15 protein-coding genes are annotated in these 19529 nt (G+C 36.3%); 4 read left to right on the top strand and 11 right to left on the bottom strand.

Translation table 11 applies throughout. The features are described 5' to 3' along the window. Nucleotides 1-174 precede the first annotated feature (174 nt). Nucleotides 175-864, top strand: coding sequence for an N-acetylmannosamine-6-phosphate 2-epimerase (locus tag AB5M32_RS00425; protein ID WP_161651953.1), 690 nt, complete (start codon nt 175-177; stop codon nt 862-864). Between the two features lie 283 nt (nt 865-1147). Here the strand turns inward: AB5M32_RS00425 and AB5M32_RS00420 are convergent, their stop codons facing one another. Together AB5M32_RS00420 and AB5M32_RS00415 are read right to left on the bottom strand one after the other, a co-directional pair. Next, nucleotides 1148-2032 carry a diacylglycerol kinase family protein gene (locus AB5M32_RS00420; protein WP_034699710.1) on the bottom strand — a complete coding sequence of 295 codons (885 nt, stop codon included), beginning with the start codon at nt 2030-2032 and terminating at the stop codon, nt 1148-1150. A 103-nt stretch (nt 2033-2135) separates the two neighbouring features. Continuing rightward, nucleotides 2136-4247, bottom strand: a complete 2112-nt coding sequence (locus tag AB5M32_RS00415; protein WP_178286715.1) for a VWA domain-containing protein — start codon at nt 4245-4247, stop codon at nt 2136-2138. Nucleotides 4248-4452: 205 nt separating this feature from the next. On the opposite strand from AB5M32_RS00415, the gene AB5M32_RS00410 reads away from it, so the two are divergent. Further along, on the top strand, nt 4453-5955 hold the full coding sequence (locus AB5M32_RS00410) for a helix-turn-helix domain-containing protein (RefSeq protein ID WP_178286717.1): 1503 nt from the start codon (nt 4453-4455) through the stop codon (nt 5953-5955). 332 nt (nt 5956-6287) lie between these two features. Here AB5M32_RS00410 and AB5M32_RS00405 read toward each other — a convergent pair whose 3' ends face one another. Both AB5M32_RS00405 and AB5M32_RS00400 read right to left on the bottom strand, forming a co-directional pair. Beyond that, nucleotides 6288-8144 carry an ABC transporter ATP-binding protein/permease gene (locus tag AB5M32_RS00405; protein WP_178286719.1) on the bottom strand — a complete coding sequence of 619 codons (1857 nt, stop codon included), beginning with the start codon at nt 8142-8144 and terminating at the stop codon, nt 6288-6290. Then, nucleotides 8128-10104 carry an ATP-binding cassette domain-containing protein gene (locus AB5M32_RS00400; RefSeq protein ID WP_178286721.1) on the bottom strand — a complete coding sequence of 659 codons (1977 nt, stop codon included), beginning with the start codon at nt 10102-10104 and terminating at the stop codon, nt 8128-8130. The genes AB5M32_RS00405 and AB5M32_RS00400 overlap by 17 nt, the downstream gene beginning before the upstream one ends. 82 nt (nt 10105-10186) lie before the next feature. Here AB5M32_RS00400 and AB5M32_RS00395 point away from each other — a divergent pair, with 82 nt between their 5' ends. Continuing rightward, nucleotides 10187-11017 (top strand): MerR family transcriptional regulator, encoded by an 831-nt coding sequence (locus AB5M32_RS00395; protein WP_010719950.1) that lies wholly within the window; start codon nt 10187-10189, stop codon nt 11015-11017. 479 nt (nt 11018-11496) lie between these two features. Here AB5M32_RS00395 and aguA read toward each other — a convergent pair whose 3' ends face one another. The 3 genes from aguA to ptcA all read right to left on the bottom strand — a co-directional run bounded on the left by aguA (nt 11497) and on the right by ptcA (nt 15222). Next, on the bottom strand, nt 11497-12594 hold the full coding sequence (gene aguA / locus AB5M32_RS00390) for an agmatine deiminase (RefSeq protein WP_178286723.1): 1098 nt from the start codon (nt 12592-12594) through the stop codon (nt 11497-11499). Continuing rightward, entirely contained in the window at nt 12548-13966 is a 1419-nt protein-coding gene (locus tag AB5M32_RS00385) for an APC family permease (protein WP_034866259.1), read from the bottom strand. The genes aguA and AB5M32_RS00385 overlap by 47 nt, the downstream gene beginning before the upstream one ends. 236 nt (nt 13967-14202) lie before the next feature. Further along, on the bottom strand, nt 14203-15222 hold the full coding sequence (ptcA, locus tag AB5M32_RS00380; protein ID WP_368024226.1) for a putrescine carbamoyltransferase: 1020 nt from the start codon (nt 15220-15222) through the stop codon (nt 14203-14205). Nucleotides 15223-15492: 270 nt separating this feature from the next. Between ptcA and AB5M32_RS00375 the strand changes: the two genes are divergently transcribed. Further along, the gene (locus AB5M32_RS00375; RefSeq protein ID WP_178286727.1) at nt 15493-16428 is read left to right on the top strand and encodes a response regulator transcription factor; all 936 of its coding nucleotides are present in this window, start codon (nt 15493-15495) and stop codon (nt 16426-16428) included. Nucleotides 16429-16899: 471 nt separating this feature from the next. Here the strand turns inward: AB5M32_RS00375 and AB5M32_RS00370 are convergent, their stop codons facing one another. Genes AB5M32_RS00370 through AB5M32_RS00355 form a run of 4 tightly spaced genes read right to left on the bottom strand, consistent with a single transcriptional unit; the run spans nt 16900 to nt 19526 of the window. Further along, nucleotides 16900-17304: a PTS sugar transporter subunit IIA gene (locus AB5M32_RS00370; protein WP_010719955.1), complete on the bottom strand. Its 405-nt coding sequence runs from the start codon at nt 17302-17304 to the stop codon at nt 16900-16902. 37 nt (nt 17305-17341) lie between these two features. Further along, nucleotides 17342-18151: a PTS system mannose/fructose/sorbose family transporter subunit IID gene (locus AB5M32_RS00365; protein ID WP_010719956.1), complete on the bottom strand. Its 810-nt coding sequence runs from the start codon at nt 18149-18151 to the stop codon at nt 17342-17344. Further along, nucleotides 18138-19034 (bottom strand): PTS sugar transporter subunit IIC, encoded by an 897-nt coding sequence (locus AB5M32_RS00360; RefSeq protein ID WP_010719957.1) that lies wholly within the window; start codon nt 19032-19034, stop codon nt 18138-18140. The genes AB5M32_RS00365 and AB5M32_RS00360 overlap by 14 nt, the downstream gene beginning before the upstream one ends. Nucleotides 19035-19046: 12 nt before the next feature. Continuing rightward, nucleotides 19047-19526 carry a PTS system mannose/fructose/N-acetylgalactosamine-transporter subunit IIB gene (locus tag AB5M32_RS00355; protein ID WP_010719958.1) on the bottom strand — a complete coding sequence of 160 codons (480 nt, stop codon included), beginning with the start codon at nt 19524-19526 and terminating at the stop codon, nt 19047-19049. Nucleotides 19527-19529 lie beyond the last annotated feature (3 nt).

The following is a 19529-nucleotide window of genomic DNA, read 5'->3' as shown; positions in this document are numbered from 1 at the left end:
TTATTTTGTAATCAAAAAATAAAGCGTTTTTCTAAACCGCTTATTTGTCTGATCAAGTAAGTTATCTTAGATATCCATTATCTAAGTAATCACTTTTTTGCTATCATTCGCATAGCCTTAGCTCTTTGCGAAACGTTTTTGTGAAACTGAGAAAATATAAAGGAGAAAAACAGAATGGACAAACAATTATTCTTAGAAAAAATTGCTGGTGGGCTGATCGTTTCCTGCCAAGCCTTACCTGGAGAACCTTTTTATACAGAAGAAGGTAGTTTGATGCCTTATTTTGCTTTAGCTGCTGAAAAAGCAGGAGCTGTTGGTATCCGTGCGAACTCAGTACGGGATATTATGGCGATCAAAGAAAAAGTGGCCCTGCCGATCATCGGTATCATTAAACGTGATTATCCTCCTGAAGCGCCATTTATCACAGCAACCATGCGTGAAGTTGATGAACTAGTAGCCACAGGGGTTGAAGTTATCGCTTTGGATTGTACTTTACGCAAACGCCACGATGGTCTGAACATCAATGAATTCATTGCTAAAGTCAAAGAAAAATATCCACAGCAATTATTGATGGCTGATATCGCCACTTTTGAAGAAGGAAAGAATGCTTACGAAGCAGGAGTTGATTTTGTGGGGACAACTTTAAGCGGCTATACAGAAGAAAGTGTGAAACAAGCTGGTCCTGATCTCCCACTCATCCAAGAACTGATCCAAGCTGATATATGCGTTATTGCAGAAGGTCGGATCCACACGCCACAACAAGCCAAACAAGTCAAAGATCTAGGCGTAGCTGGCATCGTTGTAGGTGGTGCGATCACACGCCCTCAAGAAATTGCTCAACGCTTTATCGAAGCATTAGATTAAGAGACTCCTTCATTTTTTCAGAAGAAATGCTTTTTCGTCCTTCGAACTAAATCAGCTAAATAGAACTAACCAAAAACAGCCAGAACGAGACTGAGCCAAAATTTGCCTCAACCTCATCCTGGCTGTTTTTCAGTTCATTATTCCAACTTTATTCACAGCCTCTGTCTCACCAGATTCTCAGATCCGCTTAAAATCGACATCAGATGACAGGGGAACCTACTGTTCAAAACAAAGGATATGACTCAGATCAATAGCTTAGAAAGCTGATCCTCCCCCTCGTTTCTCAACAATAAATCATCAGATGAGAAGGAAGAACTTTTAGTGTGACAGGCAGCTTGACACCTTCATCGCCATCCACATTTGTTGCCAATTCTTGGTCTTCATCCAAAGCAATCTGGATCGTTTCACAGGTTTGATAAGCCAGATGGTCGGTAGAAGAATCCACACCTTTTAACAAATCAGGCAATGTTTTTAACGTATCTAACAATGAAGTGTCTTTTAAATAAACCAAGTGCAATTTGCCATCGTTTACTTTAGCATTGGGTATCAATGTTTCAAAACCACCAATTGAATTAGTTAATCCTACCAGCAATGTACTACTTTCAATTTGTTTTTCCTGCCCATCAATGACTAACTGGAATTTATAAGATTGGGTTCCAGCCAATTGCTTGATCCCTGAGATAAAGTAAGCAAACTTGCCATATTTTGTTTTCTTTTCTGGATCTACATCATTGATTGACTCAGGAATGGTCCCGATCGCCACGACATTCATAAAATATTGGTCATTGATTTTCCCAATATCTAATGGTTGCAACGCATCCATTGAAAGATGTGCGATAGCTTCTTCAGGTTCTAACGGTATGCCTAAAGCACGGGCTAAGTCGTTGACTGTCCCTAATGGAATAAAACCAAAATTTGGACGATGTGCTTGTTCAGCGATCCCATTGATTCCTTCATTAACAGTACCATCTCCACCCATGACAAACACGCTGTGATACCTATCCACTGCTGCTTCTCGAGTAAAATTCTTGGCATCTCCAGCTTTTTTCGTATGAAGAACAACGACTTCATCAAACATCGTGGTTAACTTTTGATGGGCCAGTTTTTCATATTCTTGTGCTTGTTCTCCTCCAGAACTTGGATTAACGACCAACAACGCTTTTTTCATCCTGTTTCCCCCTTCGTTTCACAACATGACTTTGACTAAACTATAGCACAAAAAAACTCAGAACATCTAGTTTCAGACATTCTGAGCTACATCAGCTGATTGGCTATCTTATTTTACGAATCAAATAATAACCCACCGATCCGACGATCATCGTTCCCATAAAGACCAGAATGGATGAGGAATGTTCATTTGTTTTTGGTAACTGTTCCGCTTCAGAATCAGTCGAAGATTCAGAAGCAATCTGGAGCATCGTCTCTTTTTTAGTTGTACTTGGTCCAGAGTTTCTTAAGTCGATGGCGCTTGATTCGGTCATACTTGATTCTGTGGCGCTTGGTTCTGTTGTGCTTGGTTCTGTTGTGCTTGGCTCCGTTGTACTTGGTTCCGTTGTGCTTGGTTCTGTTGTGCTTGGTTCCGTTGTGCTTGGTTCTGTTGTGCTTGGTTCCGTTGTGCTTGGCTCCGTTGTGCTTGGTTCGGTCGTTTTTTTCGTATTCGTGATCACAAAAGAATTGCCATTATTGGTTACGTTACTCTCAAATTCATCAGGTACATTCACTTCCGCTACTTGATAAGTAAAGTCTTCTCCTTGATTATTGTATTTTGGTAAGACCGCTTTTTCGTTTCCCACTGGCAGTTCCTTGATCGTTGCTTGATAATTATCTTGTTTTCTTAAAGAAAGCACCGCTGAACTTTGCCAACTCGTAGGATCAACGACTGAACTCCTGCGAATCACATAGTCAATAGTCTCTGGGATCTCGGATGCCGCTACATTTTTCCATTTTTTTGCTACTTGGATTGTGGTTGTCGGTGCCTTGATTGAGGGGATTGGAAAATCAAGTAATTCACTTTCATTTGTTGGTGCTAATGTTGTCCGTCCATTACACAAATACCAAGTTTCGCCTTTAAAATGAGTATTTTCAGTGTTTAAACGGACTTGATAGGTACACGTAAGCCGTTCATTTTCCCCTAATGCAATATTTGCAATCGTAATCGTTTGGTTCGCTTCCGATACAACTACATCAGCCACTACATCATTGGCTTGTTCCCAATTTCCTTGTTCATTTTTTCGCCAACCGACTAATTGATAGGAGCGTTCATTAAACTCACCCGCTCCTTGGAGTAAAATGTCTTGCCCCATAGGATCAGTGATCGTACCATTAGGAATCGTTTTATCAATTTGGTTGGCGATCTCTGTTAAGGCAGAACCCAAACCGCTTAGATTTTCATCGGTTGTAAGGTATTGTTGCGGTTTAGAAGCTAAGTTTCGCCCAATATATTCCCCTCGAGCAGAAGGTGCTGTCGCTATCGAATAACAGGTAAAACCCGAATGCTTGAGAGAAACAATCGTTCCTAAGGTCGCATCTGTCACAACTGAACTACTAACAGAAATTGCATTGGGATCAGAAGGGTTACTGTTCGTCGTATAGTATTTGTCAGAATCAGTTTGAAAATCTTGAATATAACGATCGGTATGGTAGCCATTATAATCAATGATCTCTCCCTCATTTGGATACTCTTTCGCTCCTTGTACTGGAAGATAACTACGATTGGCACTGTCATCACCAATATGAATAAATAGTTTTTCCGCTTCTGGCCGACTTTTCTCCAATAATAACCGTTGCCCTGCTAATAATCCTTTTTGCATAAATGTTCCCGAATGTGACTCAGCGGTATATTTCAAGAAGTTCTCTAAGTCATTCATATTACTTGAAAAACCATTTGTTGAATAAACCTCCCGATTGTATGCTACGATCCCCACGCGGATATTCCCATTAGCTAACGAATCCGCTAATTCATTGCCAAATTGTTGTAATCCGATTAAAGCATTGGTTAATTTTTCGCCAGTCATGGAGGAAGAATAATCGATCACCAAAACTAAATCAATCGGTGTTCCGATCTGGTTACCTTTCACATCTAACGTGACGTCAAATAAACCTTGTGTCTTGCTATCTTCTGTGACACTCTTTTTTAAATATGCACGGTCGGCGTAATTAACATAATTTTCTTCGTCAAATACGGCTTCTGGTGCATGGCCATAATCATAATTATAGGTATTCCCTACTGCTGTTCCATTTGTTAAACGTTGTCCCGTAGAATCGGTATAAGCAAAATCAACTGTCTCCGCAAATGATTTTTGCATCCCTATTCCCAGTAAAATACTCATTAATCCTACGAATAAAATCACTATCTTGAAATAGCTGTCTTTTCTCGTTCCCATCATTTCTCTCCTTTTCTACCAACAGATTTCCCCATCCTTATTAAAACCCTAGAATTTTTTCAACAATTGCTAGTATAAATTTTCTGGAATCTTTTCTGAGCTAAAAAAATGTACATTTGGAATACATTAAAATCCTCTTTTTATGATAAGATGGCATCAAGTAACAGCTAAGAATCGAGGGAAATCTTTGGTTAGGAGTTTTTTTATGGAAATATTCAATGATTTTTTTGGAAATGATGTCAAAAAAGAAATCGAACTTTTGCATTTTTTATATCATCAAAAGCGCTTTGTAACGATTGAAGAAATGAGCCAAGCCCTCAATATGGATCGGCGTTCGATCTACAAATATTACGATGTCCTAAGCAATCATTCCCTAATGACAGATGAAAGTCGTGAACCAATTTTTCATACAAAACATGGTCTCGGCTATAAATTCACAGGAACCAAAACAGACTATAAAACGGTGATTCGTAAAATATTACAAGAAAATCCTTTTTTCAATTTATTTGAAAATTTATTGTTGGAAAATGAAGTGAATCTAGTCAAATTCGCCTACGAGAATTATTTATCCGAATCTACTGTACGAAAGCGAAGCTATGAACTAGAAACGCTACTACAGCCATTGGGGTTTACCGTAAAAAAAAATAAAGGAACGCTCTATTTAGTCGGTGATGAACCTCGTATTCGCTATTTTATGGTTGCTTTTTTTTGGAAAAATTTTTCTGGTCTTCACTGGCCATTTCCAGGTATTTCTCAACAAAAATGTGAAATGCTCGCCCGACACTTTTATGAAATCAATGAAATTCCTTTCAATGAGATTGAACTAAAAATTACTACTTATGTACTAGCCGTGACGATTATTCGGTTTAGAAAAGGCAAAAAAATAACAGCTGAAATGATCACTTTAGCTCCTGATCTACCGTCTAAAGACCACGAACTGTTCCAACAATTGACGGATCAGCATTCATCACTCTTAAAAAAACTGACAGATGAGTTGAGTGAACACTTCTTACTCGAAACAATGGAGAGCCATTTTATTTTCTTGTGGCTACGATCAAATCTGGATCTCACTTTTTCTAAAGAGCAGTTAGCTGATTATTTTGCCATCCAAGAGGAAAGCGTTCAAAATCGTTCTTATTTGCAAGCAATCATCCATTTGTTACTGAAAGATACAGACTCTCAACAATTGTCTACCAGAAAAAAGAACTTGATTTTGCGAACGATTCTTTCTGGAATTTTGTCCGTCGAACTATTTGGAGAGACGATCCATACCTTGACCGGCTATAATCTACAGCACTATGTCTCGCAGAATTTTCCCAACCTTTTGATGCGTTCTGAACAATTGTTAGATCAAATTGATCTTTACTCATCCTCAGATAGCAAACGAAAAGGACTTGCGTTACATGTAGCGGTTGCTTGGACCTTGGTTTCACCACCATCCACCTTTATGAAAAAAATCAACCTTAAACTCGAAACAGATTTACCTTTGGCACTTTCTTTAACAATCAAAGAACGTATCGAGTCTTCTTTTCAAAGCTACTACCATCTGGATATTCGCAGCCATTTCGAAAACGAAGACTATGATCTCTGCCTTAGTACCGCTCCTTTAACAGAAAGTTTTGAAACCGTCCCCGTTTTACTGATCAATGCCCAAGTCACATTAGCCGATCTGCTAGCAATCAAACAAGTACTTGAAGAGCTGGTGTAGTAAGAGCAGAAGAAATGGAATGTTCATTATTTGAACTGCGAATAACACTTCTTCGATCATATTTATACTTTTTCAATTCATAAAAATAGACTAAGATTTGTGGGAAATAAAAGCAAAAAAACTGAGGTTGAGACAAAAGTGTTCAGCATCAAGAAATAAGAAGGAATTTCCGAAAATTGCTTCTCAAATTTTTGGTAAATTTCGGCTTATTTCCGAAGATGCTACTTTTGTATCACCGTTTATTCGTTTTTAGAGATACTAGAAGAGACTGAGACAACTTTTGTCTCAGTCCCAGACTCTTAGTCAGTACTATATTTCTAAAGTTAAAGATCTTATTTTTTTAAAGCCAGACTAGGTGATAGGTTGACCAATCGATAATTAACAAAACCAGTTATGCCAAAAACTAATCCAATATTTACTAACAACAAAAGCATCCCTAGTTGGAAATTAAACTCTAGATTATAACCAAAGTTCTGGCTATATACAGTATTAAAAATAAGAAGCCATATACTACTAAATAAGACGGATAGTAGACAAAATAGAACGGTTTCTCTTCTCAATATCTTAGAGATATTTCTGGTACTATATCCTAAGCAACTTAGTATACCAACTTCAGAATATCTAGTGATAGAAATTCGATAGATTATAATAAAACTAACAGAGATAAATAGGAGTAAAAGTAAATTGGATAATATGGTGAACAACTTTATAGTATCAGCAAAACTATTTTTAAAAGCACGAATGTCTTTTTCCTTAGTGTATATATCGTACCCCTTACTTTTCAGCAGGCGATGAATTTTGGGAATGTCCTCAAAATTTTTCACACTAAACGCTATAGCAGAAGCCTCACCTTTAGCTACTTCTTTATAAATTTTCTTTTCCAGCTTCGTACTCATTGTAAAGTTATCAAAAGTATCGTTTGAGATACCACTCACTTTCATTTTTATTTTATGTTTTTGTCCCTCCTTATCAAAGTATTCAAAGTCAACGTACTTTCCAACTAATTGATTAATATTCTTACTCAAAGACGAGGCAACACTTAGTGATAGACTGATTTCATTCCTATTATCTTTAGGCATGTCCCCATAAATCATCGAAAGATTGGAAGAAATGAATGTTGGTGATTTAGTATCTAAGTGTTTATTCTTATGATCATATTTAAGATGAATATTTTGGAGATTATATTGGTAATACACATCCTTAACGTTTGGTAATGTTTGTAAATAAGTAAGCCCTTTAGATAAAGGCTTTTTTGAAAAAGCAATTGATCCTTTACTATAGTAATCATTTTTTTCTTTAAATGACTGTATTTCATTTTTTATTGTATTTTTTATTCCTAACGTTGAAATAAAAGAGACCGTTCCTAATGAAATCAATACGATAGCAAGTAAATTTTTTAAAAAATGTATTCTAAAATTCCTGATTGCTATCCAAAAAAGTAATTTTGAGTTGAGTTTTGGGACAATCTCTTTAGCTTTTTTCGCTGTAAAAGTCTGACTTTCCTTACTATAGTCTAATTCATATCGCTCTTTTTCTTTAACTATTTCTATTGTATGATTTTTTAAACAGACTATTTCATCGGCGTACTTTGAAACTTTTTCACTATGTGTAATAACAATCACGGTTCGATTCCTTGCCAACCTTTTTAGTATCTTCATGACACCATCACTATTTAATTCATCTAAAGCAGCCGTTGGTTCATCTGCAAGAATTATTTTAGGATCGTTCATTAAGGCTCTCGCTATAGATGCTCTTTGTTTTTGACCACCGCTTAACTCATGGACCATTTGATTTGCCTTGTTTTTTAAACCAAGTTCCGTTAATAAATTCAATGCTTTTTCGATTTTCTCTTCTTTCGTTAGTTCAGAGTCTAAATGTGCCCCCATTATGACATTTTCAAGTACTGTATATCCATTTAAAAGATGATAATCTTGAAAAATAAATCCCACATTGTTAAATCTATAATTAGACAAGTTTTTATTTGAGAAATTTTTTTCCTTAAAACATAAATTTTCAATTTTCCCATCATAATCTATGTCTAAGCCTGCTATTAAATTTAATAATGTTGATTTACCAGCTCCACTATTCCCTAATACACAAGTTAACGTACCATCTTTAAATCGATAATTGGCATGTAGTAGTATATCCAAATCTTTGTACTTTTTACTGACATTATTTAAGTAAATCATTCGAATCACCTTGTTTCATTTTATGAGTAGGATTAGTTTTAAGAAATAATAAGTAGGATAGGATACTGATTATTATTGATTGGACAAATGGCAACAACAATACCAAAACTAAGTTATTAGTAGATACTATATATATACTAAATAATTTTTGACTTAAAAGACTAAGCATTGGGAAAGTTATCAGAAATAGAAGAGAAGACATTATTCCAAGTATAAAGTATTCTGAAATGATTAAACTTAAAATATTTTTATTACTGAAACCATTGAATTTGAAAAAACGAAATTCACTTTTCTTTATATAAAAATTGAACAAAGCCAAAACAATACTAATTGTTAGTGACAATACAAAGAATATCAAACTGATGGTAACCCCTTGCTCCTCATTTTTCTTTCTCAATCGAAGCATGTCTTCAATCATGCTAAAATCTCCAGAAGGTTGTAAACCTGATTGTTGTAGTTTATTCACGATAGGTAAAATATCATCTAATGTTTTTGCTCTTACGTTATAACTTATCGATTTCTCAATGCCTGCTTGTTGACGCATTTTTTTGATAGCTTCTACACTAAACAACAACGGGCCATCCGTTAGTTTCCCGTCACGTCTTCCTAAAGTGCTGGTAATTGCTCCACCTTTAGGATTATTTTCAATGACTCCCACTACTTTTACATCATTTAATGAGACCTTTGATCCTGTAATTTCATTGCTTCCAATCTTTGGATTTACGTCTATAAGTCCTGTCATATTTAAATTTTTCCCGATTACGTCGGTGGGTTTTAGACCTAGTAAATCCAGTAACCGTTTAGGAACAGCCACTTCTATTTCTCCAATTGAAGGATATCTTCCAGCTATCAATTTCGTAATTGCAGGCAAATTAAAGCTATCCTTCACTTCATAATTTTTAATCAAATCTCCTACGTTTAGTTTCAAATCACCCACTATTTCCAAGGGTGCCACAAAATCTACTCTGGGATCATCTTTTAATAAATCTACTGCTCCTGAAGTATCTTGTTTTAGAGAACCAGAAGGACCACCACCTGTCGATTCTTTTGACAAAGAAATATCTTTGATCGTCTCTCCTCTTTCTTTAACGAGACGGCTAAAATTATCATCTTGTTTTTCTTTTATTTCCCCACTCAAATTAATCAACATAAAAAAGGAAGAAAGTATGAGTAAAATAATCGTTAATATAGAATATATGGATGCGCCTTTTAGAATGTTAAAAGATTGAGAGATACAATTTTTTAAAGATAAATAAGGAGGTTTATTCAATCGATTGTTTTTCCCGTCATCTTTTGAGTGTTGTTTACTTTGCCCTACTAATTTTAGTTGTCCTTGCTCCATGCTATAGACATTTGCGTCTTTTTCAATTAAACCTTTATCATGAGTGACTATTATCACTATTCTTTCTTTAGCGATTTTTTTTAGCTCCGTCATGATTTTATTAGCAGCTAAAAGATCTAATGCTTTAGTTGGTTCATCTGCTATGATTATTTCTGGATCTTTTACTAATGCTCTAGCTATCGCTACTCGTTGTTTTTGTCCGCCAGATAATTTTGCCACTTTCATTTTAGCTAATCCAGATATTCCTAGTTCCTCTAATACCTTTGCTACTTTCATTTTTCGTTCTGCTTTATTTAAGTTCGATAGGCTTAGAACTAAATCAATGTTACATTCTACACTTAAGTATTCTATCAATTGGTAATCTTGCCAGATAAAACCGATTGAATTGTAATAATAGTCGGATAGTTCTTTTTTCGTAAAATGTTTCATCGACTGATTGTTAAAATAAACATCTCCTTCAAAATTTTGATCCATACCACTAATGATATTTAATAGCGTTGTCTTCCCACTACCCGATGGACCGTAAATAAAATTGAGGCCTTTTTGGAAATCTCCTGATAAATGATTCAATACTATTTCATTTCCAAATACTTTTTTTATTTCGATTAAACTTAACATAAGAATCTCCTTTTATAACGAATTTGGGTTATTGCTCTGCTAGAATAAACTGTAACGTTACGTTATATTCAAGGAGGTAATTATGAATAATTATTTAACAATCAGTGAATTTGCAAAATACGTCAATTTAAGTAGAAGAACCTTAATTTATTATGATCAAATTGATTTATTCAAACCAAAAAAAATATCTACTCATGGTTATAGATATTATACTTGTGACCAATGCTTTGAATTAGACGTTATACTAACCTTGAAATTTCTTGATGTACCTTTAGAACAGATTAAATATTTTCTCGATAATCGAAACATGGATGACACGCTGACAGAATTTAAAAAGCGAAAAGAAATTTTAGATGAAAAAATCAATGACTTAAAACATATGCAGACGTTTTTAGAAAATTATATCGATCGGTATACAACATTGAAAAATATAAATTTTGATATAATTACTCATTCTTACAGAGAAGAAGAATCTTTTATTTGTTCTGATTTAATGCATTCTCATTACTACGACTCCATCGATTCTTTATCTAGTTATAGTGATTTTTATTTATCCTTAGATCAAAAAGATTTATTTAATGGCTATCCTATAAATTTTTTAGTAGAAGATTCTATTTTTTCTGACATTCAAAAAACTCCTTTTAGGTCACTAATTAAAATAAACAAGGAACAAAGTCATCTTTACGACGCAGAGAAAATTATAACCAGATCGAATGGAACATATGTCTCTTTCTTCATAGAGGATTCAAATTATAATAAGCAAGAAATCAATCAGAAACTACTGAACTATTTTCAAAAAAATAAATTTATTCCAGAAAGATTTTTTTGGAAAATATTATGGCAAGATGAAATTACTACCACGATTCCTGAAAAACGTGTATTTGAAATCTTGATACCTGTAAAAAAGAATTAATCGTTTACTGAAACTAAGAAAGTTCCTTATTTCCCCTTCTTAAAACAACCTCTTAAAAAATGATTCAATTTGTATATATATGCATTATTGTTTTAAAATATACTTAAAAGGTGCCTAGGAGATTTTTATGGGTTTGGGAAAACTATGAAAAGATCTCACCCACATCTGGCTTCCTCTAATGGTTGAATCACCAAGCTGATCGTCAGCTAATGATAGACAATGAAACAAAAAAATATACTAAGATTAGTGGGTAAGATATTCGACGGAATATCTTACCCACTATTTTTTATAATCAAGTATAGTGAGATTGGGACAAAAGTTGTCTCAGTCTCTTCTAGTATCTCTAAAAACGAATAAACGGCCGTCATTGATCAGGTCAGTAATCGAATTTGCTGCTTTGGGTTTTGGTCAATTGTTCATGAGCAGCGTCGCCTAAAATTCCACCCAATGCGATGACAATTTTTGAGATAAGCCTCCACCTATCTTTGCGGTTGTTGTTGTGTGATACAGTGAATATTTCCACCACCGTATACGATCTCCACTGTATTTACGCCTACTACTTCTTTATCTGGAAAGAATTCTGCTATTTCCTCAAGTGCCAGCTCATCATTTTTATCTCCATACTGAGGAACGATCACACCGTTGTTCGTGATCAGAAAATTCATATAAGAAGCAATACAAATGTCGCCATCTTCACGTGGCATCGTTCCTTCTACGTAATCGATCTTGAAATCCCCATTGATCGTGACATTCTCTACTGGGCAACAAAGCTTATGAACTTTTAATTTGCGACCTTTGGCATCGGTCATTTCATTCAAACGCTTGTAAGCAGCTTGAGCCGCTTCATAAAATGGGCTGTTTTGATCTTCAGTATAGATACAAGCTACTTCTCCTGGACGAACAAAACATGCCACATCATCCACATGCCCATTGGTTTCTTCCGGATCGATCCCGTCACCTAACCAAAGTACTTTCTCACAGTTTAAGTAGTCACATAATTTTTGTTCGATCTCTTCTTTTGTCATATGAGGATTCCGACCTTCACTCAATAAACACATCTCAGTCGTTAAAACAGTGCCTTCTCCATCAACATGAAAGGAGCCCCCTTCTAAAATAAAATCCTCCGTTCGATACGAATCCACGTGCTCGATTTCACAGATCTTTTGTGCAATCAAATCGTCTTGATCCCAAGGGAAATACAAGCCATCGACTAATCCGCCCCAAGCATTGAATCCCCAGTCATTGCCTCGTAATTCACCATTGTCGTTGATGACAAAGCTAGGACCACAGTCACGAATCCAAGCATCGTTGTTCGACATTTCATAGACAGTGATGTCGGCAGGCAAATGACGACGGCAGTTTTGATATTGCTGTTGCGACACGACCACATTCATTGGCGTGAATTTGCTGATCGCTTTTGCGACTTCGGCAAATGCTTCTTGAGCCGGTTTGCCTCCATCACGCCAGTTATCCGGACGTTCTGGCCAAATCATCCATACTTTCTCTTGTGGTTCAAACTCTCCAGGCATTCTAAACCCGTCTTGTTTCGGTGTGGTCTTTTCGATTCGCTTTGCCATGATACAGCACTCCTTCTTTTTTGATTTTTTTGATCCAGATAATGATTTCACCAACGAGGGCAAATATAATTGCTCCAATCGTGATTGGTAATTGCTGACTCAGCGATTCAGCATCAAACTGCAAAGGAATCGCTGTGAAAATCAATGAGATCACGATCATGATCATCGGTAGTGCGACTAATACCTTCAAGAACAAGTCGCTGCCGCTCACCTTGAAAGGTCGAGGTGTTTCTGGATCGATTTTGCGCAATTTATAAAACGCAGGAAAAACAGGTACATATGATAGTAGGAACATTACTAGGTTCAACGAGAAAAATGCCCAAAATAAATCTTGATTTGGTAAAATTGGTGCGATGATGACAACGATAGAAGCAACAATACCATTCATAATCGCCGCACCAGTAGGCATGCCGTTTTTTTTGCTGCGTTTGGCAAATACTTTCGGCATATCGTCATTTTCGGCTGCATAACAAGCAGTATTGTTAACCCCTAACGACCAAGAAATCATATTGCCAAACAATGTCAGTAAGAATAAAAAGGCCATCGAAATAATGAACCAGCCGCCTGTTGATCCTGTCAATAACTTAAAACTATCCATCAATCCGCTGCCTGTACTAATCTGATCCGTAGGAATTGCTACACCGATCCCGAATGCAGAAAAAATGTAAATGGCTGCAATCACCAGTCCACCAGCAATGATCGATTGAGGGATTTGCTTTTTAGGATTTTCCATATCATTCGCGAATGTACAAATCACTTCGAATCCTAATAAGTTAAAAATGATTACTGAAATAAAGGACAAACTATTTAAATTGAAACTTGGCAGCATGGAAGAAAGAGTAAACTCATTCGCCACACCTTTAGTAAGCGCAGTATAGAGACCTAAGCCACCGATCAAGATTGCCAGCAGCATTTTGATGACAGCTGCTCCATTCAAAATCCACACACTGTCACTGACCGGATAAAAACTGATCCAAACAATGATCCATATAAAGATCAGTTCGATCACGATAGCAGCCGCTGTTGAAAATTCGCTGCCTGTGATCGTCATCAATAAATCAGGGCAGACTACTGCTAGAGAAGCTAACCACAGTGGATAATTGATCCAGTAATACCAAGAAACGCGAGATCCCCAGCGATGTCCGAAGGCTTGTGTCACCCAATCATAGATACCGCCATCACCGATATAAGTTGTTCCTAACTCTGACGAGATCAATCCATAGGGCAAAAGGAATGCAATCAATAAAAAGATCCACCAAAAAAATTGTGAATTTCCGATTGCTGCTACCGGTGCAGCCGCTTCTGCCACAAATACAACACAAATAACAGATAATATAGCACTCATCAAACTAAATTTTTTCTTTTCTCCCATTGTTTTCTTCCTTTCCGGTACAAGGGAATAAGGTTGGACCAACGATTGAACGATTCTTGCAACCAGCGGACTCATCTCACATGAATCCTGGTGCGGCATAAAAGCTACATTAGTGTGAGATCAAGATTCTGCTAGAAAGAATCGATTTTCAGATCGTTAGCCCCTCCTCTAGAACAGAGACAATCCTTACGCATCGTCATGATACGCAGATTATTTCCTTTCCTCATCTCTTGCGTCTAAAATGTTTCACCTAGCAAAGCTTCCAAGTCTTTTTTAGCCGCTGCTTTTTTGGTCTCATCGATTGGATTTTTTTCCGCATAATCTCGCATCAAGTACACTAAGAGACCGCGAATCGAAGTCAACCGATTTTCTGCTTCATCAAAACAGATCGAGTTCGGTCCATCCATGACTTCATCTGTGACTTCTTCCCCACGAGTGGCAGGCAAGCAGTGCATAAATTTCGCTCGTTCCCCAGCACGTTTCATCAAGTCCGTATTCACTTGGTATTTAGGATAAAAAATACGCATGCGTTCCTCTTCTGATAGTTCAGCTTCATACAGTCCATACCAAACATCTGTATAAACAAAATCCGAACCTTCGATAACATCGATTTGATCGGATATCGTATAGGAGCCGCCAGAATCTTTGCAAATTGCGTCTAGTCGTGCGCGATGGTCTTCGTTTAACTGGAACCCTTCTGGTCCAAATTGAACGAATTCCATTCCCATTTTTGTTGCAATCAATCCTAAAGAGAAACAGACCTGTGTGGCATCTCCAATAAAGGAAACCTTGCAGTCTTCAATTTTTTTGCCTGCTGGAAGATGTTCGATCATGGTGCAAAGATCGCCAATTTCTTGCGTTGGGTGGTTGAAGTCAGACATCCCGTTAATAACTGGGATCGTGGCATTCGTTGCTAAGTCATACACATTATGATGACGTTCCACACGAGCCATCAAAATATCAACTAAACGAGAAAGAACTCGGCTCGTGTCTTCTATCGTTTCATGACCACCCAATTGAATTTGCCCTGGTGCTAGATATTCTGCGTGCCCCCCTAATTGTGTCATTGCTGTTTCAAACGAAACCCGCGTTCTGGTAGAAGACTGTTGGAAAATCATCCCTAACACTTTGTTCTTTAGCAAAGGAGGATAAAAACCATTCTTGATGGCCGCTTTGATTTTCAATGACAGGTCAACAATTTGTTGAATCTCTTCCTTCGTGTAATTTTCAGTTGTAATAAAATCTTTTTTTCCCATAATGAAACCTCCTAAGTAATTTGTTTGCTTTGCATCTTCACTTTAGGAAAAAAAGTGAGAGTTTACGATAAGCTATTAGTTGTAAACGTTATCATTGTCGATCTATACGTGCTACAGGCTGGTTTATTTTTGGATATAAACCATTTATTTTCCAAGGGTTTACAAAAGTTTAGAAGTAAGTTTATAGGAATTAAAAGTAAAGATAAAAAAATCGGTGTTATAATTAAGATAAGAAATTTGAGGTAAGGAAAAAATGAAAGGGGATTCAATATGATAGCTATTTTTGTTTACAACATTCTATTGATCATTTTATATTCAATCACGATGACTTTTGCTATTTATGCTTATTTAAAAGAAAAAAAAAACTTATTTCTCTGGATCAGTTTGTATTTGGCATTCTTCATTTTTGATAACACGATTATTTATATGACGGAGTTCCTCAATTCCTTTGCACAAAGTTATGATCAAGCATTTATGAGTGCACCAGCAGTTAAAACGATTATTTTTATGGGAAACGCCTTTTTTTCCATTTCTATTCTTGCCGAACTACAAAAAGAAAAACTTTCCCCTCTCCATTATGCTTTACTGCTTGCTTTGGCTGTTTGGATGATTGCCATCCCATTGATGGATAATTCAGCCTTTAAAGTCTGGCTCTATTATCTGGGCAATCAACTCTTCCTGTTTTACCTAGGAATTTATTGTTGGCGAGGAACAAAAAAGGATGTACCTTTGCTGAACAAACACTATTTAAAGCAATTGATGTTCATCAATCTCTTCTTTAGTATTTTGATCATTATTGAAGATAGTTTCGTGATTTTCAATGTCGATCAATATAGCTCCTTAGTGACAAAAATTTATAATCGTAGTGTCTCAGAGGATATTTTTTCGATTGTTATATGTGTTTTATTACTGCACTTCTTTATCAAAAAATATCAACCTCAGAAAGAAAAAACACAAAATCAAGACACCTCTCTCTTGATTCAAGACTTTTGTCAGGTTCACCAGTTTACTCAACGAGAAACGGAAATTTTTGTATTGCTACTGTCACATCGAACCAATCAGGAAATTGCTGACCAGCTCTTTCTTTCATTAGGAACGGTTAAAACTCATGTCCACAATATTTTTATTAAACTTGACATAAAAAAGCGCACGCAAATTATCCCCCTTTTTGAAAAGTATAAAGAAGCCATTGAGTCAACCGTTTAAAAAAGTCCTGGAAGTATCCCTTCCAAGTTCTCAGTCTGTAGACGAGTCTGGGACATTAATCAGAAAAAATCTAATTAATGTCCCACTTTTTTATGAGGTTAATCATAAAATAAAAAAATGGAGAATGAGACAAAAGCGGCATCTTCAAAAATTCGCTGAAATTTATAAAAAATTTGAGACACACCAAGTAGATAATAATCAACACCAAAAAAAGTATTTATGTTTCTTGTCAAATTTCGGAAATTCCTTCTTATTACTTGATACTGAATACTTTTTTCTCAATCTTTCACTAATCATTCTAGAGTTTCTCTTTACCAACATCATTTGACAAAGGGTCTCTTTTTTGTCCAAAATTTTGAACAAAATTAGATAAAAAGACATTCCAAACTCAAATTACAAGTTTGAAATGTCTTTTATCTATAGTATGATCAGAGAAATATTTCTTTGGCTTCATCACTCATATATTTTATCTTACTCATCTTCATCATCGTCATCACTGAAAATCCGTCCATTCACATAACAAATGTTACTTGTAGCAGATTCGATTAATGAAAGTTCTGTTCCAATTAATTGACTGTTAATGAAGTCAATGACCATTGGCATGTTCATGCCTGCGTATAAGTCAATTACTTGACCCTCGAGAATTATTTTTGAAACTACATTACACGGAGTGCCACCCATTAAATCTGCTAATACCACGAAATCATCTAAATTGGCAATTACTGTTTCAAACTTTTCACGAAAATCTTCCGCTGATTCAGAAGGAAGAAGGCTTACTGTGTGAATACTTTCCTGAGGCCCCATTATCATTTCTGTACTTTTTTTCAATTCTTCACAGAAAAGTCCATGACTAATTAAAACTAATTGTTTTCCCATTGAACCACTCCTCATCACTAATTGGAATCAGCCTGACTTATTTTGAAATCACGCCTAAAGCTGATAATGCTACACAAACCACTAATACTATGAAAATTGCCTTAGTAGAAGTCATATTCTTTTTGCCAAGCATCCAATAAATTGCTGCAACGATACCGGCTGGTAATAATCGTGGTAAAATCATATCCAGGTTGTTTTGCATGTTTAACGTCACATCACCAATACTTGGTGCCCAAGACAATTTTACATTAATCATGGTAGCGACCAACGCTCCAACCATGAAGACCCCTAACAAAGTTGCAGCATCTGTCAAGGCAGTTAAGCGATGTTGCATCGTGGTAACTAAAGAGATTCCTTCACGATAAGCAAATTCTAATTGTTTCCAACGGAAAATCATAACAGCGATTTGTGCGATAATCCAAATAAAAATTCCAGTTGGGTTGCCATTAATTGCCATATTGGCTGCTAAGGCTCCAAAAATTGTTGGAATTAACGCTGCGAAAATCGAATCACCAATTGCTGCAAAAGGCCCCATCAACCCAGCTTTTAAACCTGAGACAGTGTCTTTACCATCAATACCTTCCTTTTCCTCAATAGCCAAGTCAATCCCGGTAACGATAGTATTGAAGAAGTTTGATGTATTAAAGAATTGTGTATGAGTTTTCATCATTTCTTTTAATTCAGGAGAATTATCACCATAAAGCTTGCGTAATTGCGGCAGAATTGTATAAAGATAGCCTGATCCTTGCATCCGTTCATAGTTCCAGCCTAATTGGAAAGTAAACAAGCTTCTGCGATTGATCTGCTTAAAGTCTTCCTTCGTTAACTTATAATTAGATTTCGTCATCTTCAATCTCTCCTTCATCTGAATCATTCGATGTAACATCTTTAGGGGCTGGCGAATGTGGTATCAGCTGTCCATTTTTGTAACTGATGGCTGCTAAAGAAAATCCAACTAGTGCAATTGCTAACATTGGAAGTGAATTAAATATTCCTTCGAAATTCTTCACAACTCCTGCAACACCCGTTCCTAAAACCTGCATGTTAGTAAAGACGGTTCCTAGTAATGCCGTTAATGTAAATCCTAAAATTAGGTAAGGGAAATGCTTTTTAACTGGTAAGTAACGTAGTAGAATAGCAAAACCGACAGCTGGTAAAACTGCTCCAGCTACTGATAATCCATCGCCTAACCACTTCAAATCACCATTTAGCACGGCTACCACTTGTTCTACTAGTCCTCCTCCAAATGCTAATGCTAGAAAAACGGGAATCATACGAGAAAGTGACCAAGAGAGGGCTCCCATTAAGAAATTACGTTCGATCCCTTTGTAGTTCATATCTTCAACTAATTTATCAATGCGATGCGCAAAATACGTATTCGCAAAACGGGCTAATATATCTAATTGAATCATCAAGCTAGCTACTGGTACCGCAATTACGGCAATTGCTTGCTCTGGGTTCATTCCTAGCGCTACTGAGAAAGCTGTCGCTAAAATCGTTCCAGAGTTGGCATCAATTTTTGATGCACCCCCAAAGGTACCAACACCAAGTACAGTCAATTGCATACTACCACCAATAATAAGTCCTGCTTTTAGATCTCCCATCACTAGACCAGCAAATAATCCGGCAAAAACGGGTGCACTCAACGATGAATAAATTTGTAACTCATCTAAAATTTGATACCCTGCGTATAATGTTAATAATAAGATCTGCCACCATAAGATATCCATTTATTTATCCTCCTATTTCGCTAATAAAGCCATAAAATTTTCTGCTTTATCACTTGGAACCATCTGCGCTACTAAGCGAACACCTTTAGCCTGTAATTTGTTAAATACTTCTACATCTTGATCAACCACATTGATTGATTTAGTAATGGACCGTGTTTCATTCGTCTGTGACATATTCCCAACATTAATTTCTTCAATTGGGACTCCTAATTCTACCAACTTCAATAAACGATCCGGCTCCCGAGCAATAATCAATAATCGTTGAGAATCATATTTTCCTGCTAAAATATTATTAGCAGCTTTTTCAATCGGCAATACACTTAATTTAACTCCTGGTGGAGTTGCCAGCTTTAATCCACTTTTTTCAATATCATTTTTTGCAACTTCATCATCTACAACCATAATCCGTGTGATGTTCAACTTGGTTGTCCATAAGTTGGCTACTTGTCCATGAATTAAACGTCCATCAATTCTTACTCCGATAATACTCATTGT

It is taken from the genome of Enterococcus sp. C57, from assembly GCF_040887305.1.
GTDB classification, from domain to species: domain Bacteria; phylum Bacillota; class Bacilli; order Lactobacillales; family Enterococcaceae; genus Enterococcus_B; species Enterococcus_B hirae.
The sequence above is the reverse complement of the archived record's forward strand: the minus strand, read 5'-3'. Positions and strand labels throughout refer to the sequence as shown.